Here is a 12,470-nt window from a genome sequence, read left to right as displayed (position 1 = left end):
GGGGCCCGCGGGGGCGCGCCCCCCCCGCCCCGCGGGGCCCCGGGCGCCCCCCCCCCCCCCCCCCCCCCGCTTCATGCTTGTGCCGGGAAGCCCGGGCTGTTAGACGTCAGCGCCTTCGGCAGGCTCCGTGGCGTGGGCGCGCTCGGCGTCGGCCGGAGCCTCTTCCTCGGCGACCACCGGGGCGAGCGAGAGCTTTCCGCGGTCGTCGATCTTGGTGATTTCCACCTGGATCTTCTGGCCGACGGAAACCACGTCCTCCACGTTGTCCACGCGCTTGCCGTTGGCCAGCTTGCGGAGCTCGGAGATGTGCAGGAGGCCGTCCTTGCCCGGGGTCAGCGATACGAAGGCACCGAAGGTGGTGGTCTTGACGACCGTACCCAGGTAGCGCTCGCCGATTTCCGGGACCTGCGGGTTCGCGATGGCGTTGATGGCGGAACGTGCTGCATCGGCAGACGGACCGTTCGTGGCGCCAATGTAGACGGTGCCGTCGTCCTCGATGGAGATGTCGGCGCCGGTGTCTTCCTGGATCTGGTTGATCATCTTGCCCTTGGGGCCGATGACCTCGCCGATCTTGTCCACGGGGATCTTCACGGCGATGACGCGCGGTGCGAACTCGGAGAGCTCGTCCGGGGTGTCGATGGCCGAGTTGATGACCTCGAGGATGTGCAGGCGTGCTTCGCGCGCCTGCTTGAGGGCCGCTGCCAGAACGGATGCGGGGATGCCGTCGAGCTTGGTGTCCAGCTGGATGGCCGTGACGAACTCGGAGGTACCGGCAACCTTGAAGTCCATGTCACCGAAGGCGTCTTCGGCGCCGAGGATGTCGGTCAGGGCTGCGTAGCGGGTCTGGCCGTCCACCTGGTCGGAGACCAGGCCCATGGCGATGCCGGCGACGGCGGCCTTCAGGGGCACACCGGCGTTCAGCAGGGACAGGGTGGAGGCGCAGACGGAACCCATCGACGTCGAACCGTTGGAGCCGAGGGCTTCGGACACCTGGCGGATGGCGTAGGGGAATTCCTCGCGGGACGGCAGGACGGGCACGAGTGCACGTTCGGCCAGGGCGCCGTGGCCGATTTCGCGGCGCTTGGGCGAGCCCACGCGGCCGGTTTCACCGGTGGAGTACGGCGGGAAGTTGTAGTTGTGCATGTAGCGCTTGCGCGTCACCGGCGACAGCGAGTCGATCTGCTGTTCCATCTTGAGCATGTTCAGCGTGGTGACACCCATGATCTGGGTCTCGCCGCGTTCGAAGATGGCGGAGCCGTGGACGCGGGGCAGGACCTCGACCTCGGCGGTGAGCTGGCGGATGTCCGTCAGGCCACGGCCGTCGATGCGGACCTGGTCCTTGAGGATGCGCTGGCGCACAACGTGCTTGGTGACCGAGCGGAATGCTGCGGACAGTTCCTTCTCGCGGCCTTCGAACTGGCCGGCGAGGCCGGCGAGGACCTCGTCCTTGAGTGCGTCGGAAGCGTTGTCGCGTTCCTGCTTGTCGGCGATCTGGAAGACGGCGGCGAGCTTGTCGGCGGCAGCGGACTCGACGGCGGCGTAAGCGTCGTCCTCGTAGTCAAGGAAGACCGGGAACTCGACCGTGGGCTTGGCAGCGCGGGCGGCGAGGTCGGCCTGGGCGTCGCACAGGGCCTTGATGAACGGCTTGGCAGCCTCCAGGCCCTCGGCCACAACCTCTTCGGTGGGGGCGGTGGCGCCCTGTTCCTTGATGAGGTTCCAGGAGTTGTCCGTGGCTTCGGCTTCCACCATCATGATGGCGACGTCGTCACCGGCTACGCGGCCGGCAACCACCATGTTGAACACGGAGTTCTCGAGCTGGGAGTGCTTGGGGAAAGCAACCCACTGCGATCCGTTTTCGTCGGCGACCAGGGCAACGCGGACGCCGCCGATGGGGCCGGAGAACGGAAGTCCGGAGAGCTGGGTGGACATCGAGGAGGCGTTGATGGCCACGACGTCGTAGAGCTCGTCCGGGTTGATCGCCAGGACGGTGACCACGATCTGGACCTCGTTGCGCAGGCCCTTGATGAAGGCGGGGCGCAGCGGACGGTCCATCAGGCGGCAGGCCAGGATGGCCTCGGTGGACGGGCGGCCTTCGCGGCGGAAGAACGAACCCGGGATGCGGCCGGCAGCGTACATGCGCTCTTCGACGTCGACCGTCAGCGGGAAGAAGTCGAAGCCTTCACGCGGGTGCTTGCCGGCGGTGGTGGCGGACAGCAGCGCGGTGTCATCGTCGATGTACACCATGGCCGCGCCGGCTGCCTGCTTGGCAAGCCGGCCGGTTTCGAAGCGGATTACGCGCTTGCCAAAACGGCCATTGTCAATGACTGCTTCCGAGAACTGGATTTCGGGACCCTCCAAGAGAGTCACCTCCGTTTCTTTCTTACGGAAGTCCAGCCGCATCAACCCGGCCAGCATCTGTCTACTGGCCCTGCACCCGGTCATCGATCGAGACCCACGGGCCGCCGGCTTCAGTCAACGAAGCCGTTCCCGGGGATCACTACCGAGGACCGCGAATGCGTGATGCGGTTGATCCTCCTGTTTAGTTTTTCATTTGAAGAAGGCGGCCCGTTCCGGATGGAAAGGGCCGCCCCAAAGCCAGACTAGCGGCGCAGGCCGAGGCGCTCGATGAGCGAACGGTAGCGGGCGATGTCAGTCTTCTTGAGGTAGCTCAGCATGCGCTTGCGGCGACCAACCATGGCCAGCAGACCGCGCTGGGTGTGGTAGTCGTGCTTGTGCTCCTTCATGTGCTCAGTCAGATCCTTGATCCGCTGGGTCAGGACCGCAACCTGGACCTCCGGTGAACCGGTGTCGCCTTCGGCGGTTGCGTATTCCTTGATGATGGACTGCTTTACAGCGGCGTCAAGTGCCACAATAACTCCTTGGGAATGTGCCGTGAGGGCCCAGGTCAGTAACTCACTGCCGGGTCTGCCGTGTTCGTCCGCCCCGGTAATCCGGAAGGGGCCGCCACCAACAGGAACCAGCCGCCACGGACTGCAGCCGGATCCATCGTCCAGTTTACCGGCCCGGGCCTAACCTTGTCGAAACACGTGCGGCGGGATCACCGCCGTGGTCAGCCCTGCAGCCTGTCCCGGATGGCGCCCATGCCGTGAAGCACTTCGGCAAAACTGGTGCTCAGGGGTGACAAGCCCACCCGGATGCCGTGCGGCGAGCGGAAGTCGGGGATGACGTCGCCGTCCCACAGGGCCTCAACGGTAGCCTTGGTGAACTCAGCGTGGTCCACCGTGATGTGCCCGCCCCGCTCCCCCGGATTCCGGGGCGTGGCCAGTTCGGCTCCCAGGGGTGCCAGCCACGCGTCGAAGACCTCCACGGCGAAGGCGGTAAGGTCTTCGGACTTCGACCGGATGGCCGCCATGCCGGCTTCTTCGATGAGGTCCAGGGTTCCCTGCACGGCAATCATGCCGAAGATCGCGGGAGTGCCGCTGAGGAACCCGCGGATGCCGGCGGCCGGCTGGTAGCCGGCGGCCATCTCGAAAGCGTCTTTGCGGCCCATCCAGCCCCAGATCGGCTGGTTCAGCGAGGGCAGGTGGCGGGCGTTGACGTAGGCGAACGCCGGCGATCCGGGGCCCCCGTTAAGGTACTTGTAGGTGCAGCCGGCGGCGAAGTCCACGTCCGCTCCGTCCAGGTCGATCTCCACCGACCCCGCCGAATGGCAAAGGTCCCACACCACCAGGGCCCCGGCGTCGTGCACTGCCGCCGTGATGCCCGGCAGGTCCGCAAGGTGGCCTGAGCGGTAGGCAATCTGGCTGAGGAGGACGACGGCGGTGCGGGGCCCGGTGGCCTGGCGCACCTGCTCAAGGGTCACCCCGGCTGCGGGGTCCGGTTCGATCCAGCGGAGGGTCAGGCCTTCCTCAAGGGCGATGCCCTCCACCAGGTAGCGGTCGGTGGGAAAGTTCTCGGTGTCCAGCACCAGTTCGTTGCGGTCCGGGTCCTGCACTGCCGCAAGGGCGGCCCGGATCAGCTTGTACAGGACCACGGTGGTGGAGTCGGCGATGATGGTCTGTCCCGGCGCTGCCCCCAGGACGGCACGGCCCAGCTGGTCCCCGATGGCCTGCGGCATGGCCAGCCACTGTTCGTCCCAGCCTCGGATCAGGCGGCCGCCCCACTCGTCCGTGATGAAGGCAGCGACATCACCCGCCGTCCGCTTCAGGGGCCGGCCCAGCGAGTTGCCGTCGAGGTAGGACAGGGGCGTGTCGGTGCCGATGAAGTGGTCCCGGCAATGCGCCAGGACGTCCCGTCGGTCCAGCTCTTCGGCGCGCTGCCGGAGCGTTTCCGCTGTCACGCCGGCGATGTTTTCCTGGTGGATGCTCATTGTCCGATCTCCGTCCTGACCGCGAATAGTTCCGGGAAGAAAGTCAGTTCCAGGGCCTTCTGCAGGAAGGTCACCCCGCTGGACCCGCCGGTGCCGGTCTTCATGCCGATGGTCCGCTGGACGGTCCGCAGGTGCCGGAACCGCCAGAGCTGGAAGTTGTCCTCCAGGTCCACCAGTTCCTCGCAGGCCTCGTAGGCCGCCCAGTTGTCAGCGGCATTCTCGTAGATGTGCTTGAAGAGCGGTACCAGCTCCGGGGCGAACTCGTGGGCGCGGGTCACGTCCCGGTCCAGGACTGCAGGCGGAACGTCGAACCCCTGCCGGGAGAGGTAGGCCAGGAACTCGTCATAGATGCTGGGGGCAGCGAGCAGTTCCTCCAGCATTGCGTGGGCCTCAGGATCGGATTCGAAGACCGGGAGCATCTTGCGGTTCTTGTTCCCCAGGACGAATTCGACGGCCCGGTACTGTGCGGACTGGAACCCTGACGAGTTGCCCAGGAAGCCCCGGAACTGCGAATACTCGGTGGGTGTCAGGGTTGCCAGCACGGACCACTGCTCGGTAAGGGTCTTCTGGATGTGCTTGACCCGGGCGATGCCCTTGAGCGCCGAACCGAGGTCGTCTTCGCGGAGCCAGGCGGCGGCGCTGCGCAGTTCATGCAGGACCAGTTTCAGCCACAGCTCCGTGGTCTGGTGCTGGATGATGAACAGCAGCTCATCGTGGTGCTCGGGCTGGCTGACCGGCTGCTGGGCGCTGAGCAGGGTGGGAAGCTGCAGGTAGGAGGCGTAGCTCATCCGTGAGCTGAAGTCGCGGACAATCCCCTTATCCAGCTTGCGGGTGTTCTTCTCGACGGACACGTCCTGCCTTTCGTTGTTGTCACCCGGGCCGTACTGTCAGCGGCCGCCCAGGAGCTGGTGGGCCTGGGCCACGTCCAGCCGCATTTGTTCCACCAGGGCCTCAGGGCCACGGTAGGCCACCATGCCGCGAAGCCGCTCCACGAATTCCACGATCACTGTCTGGCCGTACAGATCGAAGTCCTCCACGGCTTCCTTGGGCCGGTCGATCACGTGCGCCTCCACCTGGCGGCTGACGCCGTCGAATGTGGGGTTGGACCCCACCGAGATGGCCGCGGGCCAGCGCTTGCCGGCCTGGTCCACCAGCCACCCGGCGTAAATGCCGTCGGCGGGAATCAGTCCTGTGGCGTTGGAGGCAAGGTTCGCGGTGGGGAACCCCAGTGCCCTGCCGCGTGCAGCGCCGTGGACCACCTCGCCGCGCATCCGGTGCGGCCGGCCCAGGACCGACGCGGCGGTGGTGACGTCTCCGGCCTGCAGCGCTTCGCGCACCCAGGTGGAGGAACAGCGGCGGTCCGTGCCGTCGTCGTCATGCAGCGGGTAGCCTTCGGCGCCGAATTCGCTGATCACCTGGACATCGAAACCGAATTTTTCCCCGAGCGCCTTCATGGTGTCCAGGTCGCCGGAGTTGCCGCGGCCGAACCGGGCGTCGTGGCCGATGACCACGTGGCTGGCGTGCAGGCAGTCCACCAGGTACTGCTCCACGAACTCTTCGGCCGTGAGGCTGGCGAGGTCCAGGGAGTACTTGACCACCAGGATGGCGTCCAGGCCCAGCTCACCCAGCGCGTCCAGCTTGTCATCCAGGCCCATGATGAGCTCCGGCGCGGCCTCCGGCCGGTGGATCACTGCGGGGTGGGGGTCGAACGTGACGGCCACTGCCTTCGCTTGGGAGAGGCGGGCCGACCGAATCAGCTGGGACAGCACCTGCTGGTGGCCGCGGTGAACGCCGTCGAAGTTGCCGAAAGTGACAACAGATGGGCCGAAGTCCGCCGGGACATCGGACGGATCGTTCCAGATGTAAACCATCACCCTCGCCTTAAGCTGCCTGAAAGCATCAACGTTCCGGGACCCTTCCGGCCGCGGAACTCTTCAAGGTTACCCGGATTCACTGCGCAGCTTTGCCCGTCACTGCGCAGTCTTCGCCTGTGAGGGCCGGCGCCGGTACAGCCACACCAGTCCCAGGATGGGCAGCAGCAGCGGGATGAAACCGTAGCCGCGGCCAAACAGCGACCAGACGGTCTCGTGCCGGAACTGCACGGAGTCCAGGATGCTCAGGGTCCCCACCACCAGGACGCCGGCCAGTTCCACCAGCACCGCCGCAACCGAAACCTTGAACCATGTGGTTCCGGCCTTTGCCAGTGACACCGTGGCCAGGATGTACACCAGGGCGGCAAAGGCGGAGAGCAGGTAGGCCAGCGGTGCCTCGGAGAACTTGGTGAGGATCTGGTAGCCGGCGCGGGCAGTGGCCGAGATGGCGAACACCCCATACACCGCGATCAGGAGGCGGCCCGGTCCAGTGTTGCGGGTGTTGCGGACGGGTGTTTTTCCGCTGGCCGCCTGGGCCTGCTGGTCTTTCATTTCTGCTGCTTCTTCCACTTCAGTACCAGATCTGGTTCATTCGGGCGGCCATCACCAGCGCCGTGACGCCGACGGCGGCCAGGACAAAGTTGCTCCACCGCGTGCGCTCCAGGATGGACCAGTAGATGGCGGCGGGCGGCAGGAGCATCGCGGTGGCCATGTAGCCCCAGAACTCCCAGGCCTCCCCGGCGATCGGTTCACCGGCGATCACGCGGACGATCGAACCCACCAGATAGACCACCAGGGCCACTTCGACGGCCACGACGGACAGGATGGTGATGTCGTTGGGTGCCTTCTTCAGGATGCCCGCGCCCAGGCACACCACGGTGGACACCAGGCCGACGACCAGGATGATCCAAAAGTATGCGTCCACGCCTATGCCTCCGCCGCGGAGGTTGCTGCCGCCCCGTCACCAGGTCCAGTCCCGGCGCCAGGCCCGGTGCCGGGGGCGAAGACGAGGACCGGTTTGGCGTAGCTGCCCGCGTCGGCGAGAAGGGCCACCAGGCTGCCGTCCGGAGCGAAGGCCGCGGCAGGGCGCTCCACCGTGGCGGCGCCGGGCGTACCGGCTGCAGCACCGGCCGCGATCCGCCGGCCGAAGGAGATCTCGGCGGTTTCTTCGGCGGTGAGTTCGCGGTTGGGCATCAGCGCCCTGGCGGCGAGGGACATGTCCAGGACATTGAGCTCATCGGCGAGCTGTTCGAGGGTGCGCGCCTGGTCAAGTGAGTAGGGGCCCACCTGGGTCCGGCGGAGCGCTGTCAGGTGGCCGCCGACGCCGAGGGCATCGCCCAGGTCCCGGGCGAGGGCGCGGATATAGGTTCCGGAGGAGCATTCCACCGTCACCTCCAGGTCCACCACACCTGCTGCCGCGTCCCTGCGGATGCCATGCACGTCGAACCGGTGGATGGTCACGGGGCGTGCGGCGAGCTTGACGTCCTCGCCGGACCGCACACGGGCGTAGGCGCGTTCGCCGTTGACCTTGATCGCGCTGACGCTGCTGGGCACCTGCTGGATGTCCCCCGTGAGGGCCGCAACGCCGTCGTGAATCTGCTGGTCGGTGACGCCGTCCGCGCTGGTGGTGGCCGTGACCTCGCCCTCCGCGTCGTCGGTCACCGTGGACTGGCCCAGGCGGATGGTGGCGGTATAGGTCTTCGAGGTGCCCACAATGTAGGTCAGCAGGCGGGTGGCTTTGTTGATGCCAAGCACCAGAACACCGGTGGCCATGGGGTCAAGGGTTCCTGCGTGCCCCACTTTCCGGGTCCCTGCGAGGCGCCGCATCCGACCAACCACATCATGGCTGGTCCATCCCTGCGGCTTGTCCACTATCACCAGTCCAGAAAGCACGCCTCCCAGTATATGGGCGCAGGTTGGGACGCATGTGCAGGGTACCGGCAGGGAGCGTACGACGGCGGCGGCCCACCATCGCGGCCGCGTCACCGGGCGGGGCGGAGGCAGGGCAGGGGACGGCTAGGATGGCTGGCATGCCTGAGCTTGCCGCCCACATCCGCGACGTGCCCGTCAACCAGATCCGTGAGATTACCGAGGCCGCCTGGCGCACTCCCGGCGCCGTGGTGCTCAGCATCGGGGAGCCGGGCTTCCCCCTCCCCCGCCACGTCCTGGACGCCGGCATCGCCTGCCTGGACCGCGATGAAACCAACTACACGCCCAACGCCGGGATCCCGGCCCTGCGCGAAGCGTTCGCCGCCAGGTTCCGGGAGGAACAGGGCGTGGACGTCGGTGCGGAGCGGGTGTACGTGGTGTCCGGCGCCCAGCAGGGCCTGCACTTCGCCATGAGCCTGCTGCTCTCCCCCGGCGACGAGATCCTGATCCCAAACCCGGGCTACCCCACCTTCGCCATGACCAGCCGGTTGCTGAACGCCGTTCCCGTCGGCTATCCCCTGCACCCGGACCACGGCTTCCAGCCCCGGGTCGCCGACGTGGAAGCCCTCATCACCAGCCGCACCCGGGTCCTGGTGCTCAACTCCCCGTCCAACCCGCTGGGCGCCGTGCTCAGTGAGGACCTGGTCCGTGAGCTGGTGGAGCTGGCCCGCAGGCACGACATCTGGGTCATCTCGGACGAGTGCTACGAGGCATTCACCTACGATGTCCCGCACGTCAGCCCGGCAAGGTTCGACGGCGGCATGGCGGAGGATGCGCGGGTATTCACCTCGTTGACGCTGTCCAAGACCTACGGCCTGACGGGCCTGCGGATCGGCGCGCTCATCTGCCCGCCGGGGCTTGAACAGAAGATGGACAACGTCATGGAATCGATCGTCTCCTGCGTGGCGTCCGCCCCGCAGTACGCGGCGCTCGCAGCCCTCACCGGGCCGCAGGATTACGTGCGCCACGCGCACCAGCACTACCGGGACAACCGGGATGCGGCGTCCGCGGTCCTGGCGGCGAAGGGCATCCGCTACCTGCCGGCACAGGGGGCGTTCTACCTGTGGGCGGACATGTCCCACGTAACCGGCGGCGATGTGCGGTCCTGGGTCCGGCGGTTCCTGGCCGACTCCGGGGTAGCGCTGGCTCCCGGGACTGCCTTTGGGTCCATCGGCGAGGGGTGGGTCCGGATCGCGCTGTGCGGCCGGAAGCAGGATCTGTTGGAAGGACTGTCCCGGCTTCCTGCCGCCAGCGGGTAAAACCCGGCCCAGGCAGTATCAGCTGCGGGCGCCGGCCAGCGCTTTGTCCAGCCAGGACCGCAGCGCCTCCGCCGGCGCGGCGCCTGCCTGGCGGGCGGCGACCTTGCCGTCCACGAGCACCATCAGTGTGGGGATGGCCTGCACGTCGAACCTCCGCGACAGGCCGGGCGACTTGTCCACGTCCACTTTCACCAGCTTGATCTTCCCCGGCCGTTCCCGGGCCAGCTTGTCCAGGACGGGGCTGACCATGCGGCAGGGTCCGCACCACGCCGCCCAAAAATCCACCAGCACGGGAACTGAAGACTGCTCCGCCACGGCCGCGAAGTCACCATCGCCCGCGGACACGATCCACGGCAGGTCTGCCTTGCAGTTGCCGCAGCGGGGGTGGCCGGCAGCCTGTGCCGGCACCCTGTTGGTCTTCCCGCAGCTGGGGCAGCTGAGGAGTGTGGGTTCCATGGCTAGTATTCCTTCCTGCTGTCAAAGGCGCGCCACGTCTGGAAGGGGACGTCCGACGTCGGGATGTCACCCCTGGTCACCGGCATCAGCTCCGGCGCGGCACCGTTGAAGTAGTCGTAGAAAAGTGCGTCGTCAAAGCCGGCGGCGGCTGCCCCGTGCCGGTCGGCGGCGAAGTAGACGTGGCCGATCCTGGCCCAGAGGGCGGACGCCAGGCACATGGGGCACGGCTCGCAGCTTGCGTAGAGAACTGAGCCGGTGAGGTCGAAATTCACCGTGGCCGCCGCCGCGGCCCGGATGGCCACCACCTCGGCGTGGGCGGTGGGGTCGTTGTCGCGGGTCACCCGGTTGACCCCTGCGTGGACGCGCCCGTCGGGGGTCACCACCACCGCTCCGAAGGGACCGCCGCCCTCGCCGACGTTCCGCGTGGCGAGGTCCACGGCCTGCCCAAGGTATTGGCTCAACTCAGGGTCAGTAGAGGGGCTGTTGCCGTGGTCCGCGGAGGTCATAGCACGATCCTAGCCACGGGCGCCCCGCAGGGGGATGGAAAGGGGGCCAAAAAGGGGAGATGCCACCAACCACTACCAGCCGGTAGAGGCCTACGCTTGCGCCCGGGGGATCCATTTTGCCTCCGCGGAGGCTCCATATCCAGCCCGCAAGGGCCCGCACCCCGGAGTACCCAATGAACAAGAGACTCGCACTCTTAGCCTGTATGGCGGCCTCGGCCGCTGCCATCGCGTCCACAGGCCCCGCCGCCGCTTCCGCCAACACGCCGGATTACGATGTGCTTGCAGGAGGCTTCGTCTCGCCGCTGCATGTCACTGCCGGACCCGGGAAATCGGTCCTGATGTCCCAGGATTTCGCCGGGAAGGTCACCCGGATCGACCGTGACGGGTCCACGGAAGACCTTTCCACGGACACGGCCCAGGGTTGGGAGGTGGCCGGGGCCGACACCCGCGGCAGCACGACGTACTTCCTTGAAAGCGTGGGCGCCGGCCAGGGTGACCCCGCAGGGCTGCACGGGTACCTGAAGTCCATCGACGCCCGGGGTGATGTTGAGACCATCGCCGATTTTGCCGATTACGAGCGGAGCCATAACCCCGACGGTGACCAGCACTACGGATTCGGCGACGACGTCAGCGCCCAGTGCCTCGCGGCGTGGCCGGAGTTCCCGCCTCCCAGCTACAAGGGCATCGTGGATTCCCATCCGTATGCGCTGGCGGTCCGCGACAACACTGCCTATGTTGCGGATGCAGGCATGAACGCCGTGCTCAAGGTGAACCTGAAAACCGGTGATATCGACACCGTCGCCGTGCTGCCGCCGCGCCCGGCCGTGGTTCCGGCGGGTCTGCGGATTCCCACGGACATGATGGGAAACACGGTGGAGGTGCCCGCGTGCGTGGTGGGTTATGAGTATGCCTTCGAACCGGTTCCCACGGATGTGGGGATCGGACCTGACGGGATGCTGTATGTGACGTCCCTGCCGGGCGGCCCGGAAGGACCTGAACTCGGTGCCCGCGGTGCCATCTTCAGGATCAATCCGTGGAACGGCGACACCGACCTCTGGGCAGAGGACATCCTCAGCCCCACGGGCCTGGCCGTTGCAGGCAACGGTGATGTCTATGTGGCATCGCTGTTCGGCGGCGAGATCCTGAAGTTCACCTGTGACGGGGACCGCTCCCAATTCCTGGCGGTGAACATGCCGGCAGATGTCGACATCAGCGGCCACACGCTCTACGCCACCATCGACGCCCTGGGTGACCCGTCGCAGCCGCCTGCGGGCAAGGTCATCAAGGCCGACCTCCGGTAGCGGCAGCCTCCCCCGCCGGCAGGGCACGGCGGGGATCAAATGCACCAGGGCCCGGGATGCGTTCCCGGGCCCTGGTGTGCGTCTTTACTTGTGGCCGTCCTCGTCAAGGTCCTCGTCGTCGGTGAGGTCCAGGTCCTCTTCGTCGAAGTCGTCCTCGTCGATTTCCACGTCACCGGACGCATCGGTCTTGTACGGGTCGGCGTCACCTGCGTGCCGGGCGTTGGCGGCAAGGGCGGCAACCTCGGCGTCACGCTTGCGGGCCTCCCGCAGCAGTTCCTCCAGGTTGGAGGCGTTCACCGGAATCTGGTCGGCCACGAACTCAAGGGTGGGGGTCAGGCGTACGGTGATGTTCCGGCCCACCTCCTGGCGGAGCACACCCTTGGCCTTCTCAAGCCCCTTGGCGGCATCAGCCTGGACGGCCTGGTCACCAAAGACGGTGTAGTAAACAGTGGCGTGCTGCAGATCATTGGTCACGCGGGCATCAGTAACAGTAATGCCCTCCAGCCGAGGATCCTTGACCTTCCGGCCCAGAGCCTCAGCAACAACAACCTTAATCCGCTGCGCCAACTTGGCAGCACGTGCCGGATCAGCCATGAACAACTCCTATAAGAAGAAAAATTTGGGACGTACGACGGCGGCGAAGGCTGCCAGGGCACGTTTCAGTTATCTGCCACGCACTTGAGGCGGTTGCCACGCGCTGAGGCGAGTGGACGACGGACCTCCGTTGGATTTTTCCGGCGGCCTGGGAGTGGCATCGGGCCTGCCGGAGCTGGGGGGGCCAGGGGCGCCACATGCGTTGGCCCCCCCCGCACGGGGGG

At 66.9% G+C, this 12,470-nt stretch carries 13 protein-coding genes; 2 read left to right on the top strand and 11 right to left on the bottom strand.

What is annotated here, in order from left to right:
• Positions 1–99: 99 nt before the first annotated feature.
• The 8 genes from ACWRN3_RS02320 to truB form a co-directional block, all read right to left on the bottom strand.
• Positions 100–2,358: a polyribonucleotide nucleotidyltransferase gene (locus tag ACWRN3_RS02320; RefSeq protein ID WP_476739815.1), complete on the bottom strand. Its 2,259-nt coding sequence runs from the start codon at positions 2,356–2,358 to the stop codon at positions 100–102.
• A 242-nt stretch (positions 2,359–2,600) separates the two neighbouring features.
• Entirely contained in the window at positions 2,601–2,870 is a 270-nt protein-coding gene (rpsO, locus tag ACWRN3_RS02315; RefSeq protein ID WP_043452786.1) for a 30S ribosomal protein S15, read from the bottom strand.
• Between the two features lie 200 nt (positions 2,871–3,070).
• Positions 3,071–4,330: a kynureninase gene (locus ACWRN3_RS02310; protein ID WP_476739765.1), complete on the bottom strand. Its 1,260-nt coding sequence runs from the start codon at positions 4,328–4,330 to the stop codon at positions 3,071–3,073.
• Entirely contained in the window at positions 4,327–5,181 is an 855-nt protein-coding gene (kynA, locus tag ACWRN3_RS02305) for a tryptophan 2,3-dioxygenase (protein WP_255175034.1), read from the bottom strand. The genes ACWRN3_RS02310 and kynA overlap by 4 nt, the downstream gene beginning before the upstream one ends.
• 36 nt (positions 5,182–5,217) lie before the next feature.
• The gene (locus tag ACWRN3_RS02300) at positions 5,218–6,201 is read right to left on the bottom strand and encodes a bifunctional riboflavin kinase/FAD synthetase (protein ID WP_476739764.1); all 984 of its coding nucleotides are present in this window, start codon (positions 6,199–6,201) and stop codon (positions 5,218–5,220) included.
• Between the two features lie 99 nt (positions 6,202–6,300).
• On the bottom strand, positions 6,301–6,753 hold the full coding sequence (locus tag ACWRN3_RS02295) for a hypothetical protein (protein ID WP_476739763.1): 453 nt from the start codon (positions 6,751–6,753) through the stop codon (positions 6,301–6,303).
• Between the two features lie 19 nt (positions 6,754–6,772).
• On the bottom strand, positions 6,773–7,126 hold the full coding sequence (locus tag ACWRN3_RS02290) for a hypothetical protein (RefSeq protein ID WP_255175031.1): 354 nt from the start codon (positions 7,124–7,126) through the stop codon (positions 6,773–6,775).
• 2 nt (positions 7,127–7,128) lie between these two features.
• Entirely contained in the window at positions 7,129–8,094 is a 966-nt protein-coding gene (gene truB, locus ACWRN3_RS02285; RefSeq protein WP_476739762.1) for a tRNA pseudouridine(55) synthase TruB, read from the bottom strand.
• Between the two features lie 137 nt (positions 8,095–8,231).
• On the opposite strand from truB, the gene ACWRN3_RS02280 reads away from it, so the two are divergent.
• Positions 8,232–9,389: a pyridoxal phosphate-dependent aminotransferase gene (locus ACWRN3_RS02280; protein ID WP_476739761.1), complete on the top strand. Its 1,158-nt coding sequence runs from the start codon at positions 8,232–8,234 to the stop codon at positions 9,387–9,389.
• An 18-nt stretch (positions 9,390–9,407) separates the two neighbouring features.
• On the opposite strand, the gene trxA is transcribed toward ACWRN3_RS02280, so the two are convergent.
• Together trxA and ACWRN3_RS02270 are read right to left on the bottom strand one after the other, a co-directional pair.
• Positions 9,408–9,845, bottom strand: a complete 438-nt coding sequence (trxA, locus tag ACWRN3_RS02275; protein WP_476739760.1) for a thioredoxin — start codon at positions 9,843–9,845, stop codon at positions 9,408–9,410.
• A gap of 2 nt (positions 9,846–9,847) precedes the next feature.
• Positions 9,848–10,351, bottom strand: a complete 504-nt coding sequence (locus ACWRN3_RS02270; protein WP_324644685.1) for a nucleoside deaminase — start codon at positions 10,349–10,351, stop codon at positions 9,848–9,850.
• Positions 10,352–10,554: 203 nt separating this feature from the next.
• On the opposite strand from ACWRN3_RS02270, the gene ACWRN3_RS02265 reads away from it, so the two are divergent.
• Complete coding sequence (locus tag ACWRN3_RS02265; protein ID WP_476739759.1) at positions 10,555–11,652, top strand: ScyD/ScyE family protein; 1,098 nt, start codon at positions 10,555–10,557, stop codon at positions 11,650–11,652.
• Positions 11,653–11,736: 84 nt separating this feature from the next.
• Here ACWRN3_RS02265 and rbfA read toward each other — a convergent pair whose 3' ends face one another.
• Complete coding sequence (gene rbfA, locus ACWRN3_RS02260; RefSeq protein WP_255175025.1) at positions 11,737–12,246, bottom strand: 30S ribosome-binding factor RbfA; 510 nt, start codon at positions 12,244–12,246, stop codon at positions 11,737–11,739.
• Positions 12,247–12,470 lie beyond the last annotated feature (224 nt).

The organism is Pseudarthrobacter sp. rb, assembly GCF_056389225.1.
The sequence above is the reverse complement of the archived record's forward strand: the minus strand, read 5'-3'. Positions and strand labels throughout refer to the sequence as shown.

Bases quoted from the DNA above. Each gene is read 5' to 3' on its own strand.
- ACWRN3_RS02300 (WP_476739764.1), bottom strand. From the start codon at position 6,201: ATGGTTTACATCTGGAACGATCCGTCCGATGTCCCGGCGGACTTCGGC.
- trxA (WP_476739760.1), bottom strand. From the start codon at position 9,845: ATGGAACCCACACTCCTCAGCTGCCCCAGCTGCGGGAAGACCAACAGG.
- rbfA (WP_255175025.1), bottom strand. From the start codon at position 12,246: ATGGCTGATCCGGCACGTGCTGCCAAGTTGGCGCAGCGGATTAAGGTT.
- ACWRN3_RS02270 (WP_324644685.1), bottom strand. From the start codon at position 10,351: ATGACCTCCGCGGACCACGGCAACAGCCCCTCTACTGACCCTGAGTTG.
- ACWRN3_RS02295 (WP_476739763.1), bottom strand. From the start codon at position 6,753: ATGAAAGACCAGCAGGCCCAGGCGGCCAGCGGAAAAACACCCGTCCGC.
- ACWRN3_RS02280 (WP_476739761.1), top strand. From the start codon at position 8,232: ATGCCTGAGCTTGCCGCCCACATCCGCGACGTGCCCGTCAACCAGATC.
- ACWRN3_RS02310 (WP_476739765.1), bottom strand. From the start codon at position 4,330: ATGAGCATCCACCAGGAAAACATCGCCGGCGTGACAGCGGAAACGCTC.
- ACWRN3_RS02265 (WP_476739759.1), top strand. From the start codon at position 10,555: ATGGCGGCCTCGGCCGCTGCCATCGCGTCCACAGGCCCCGCCGCCGCT.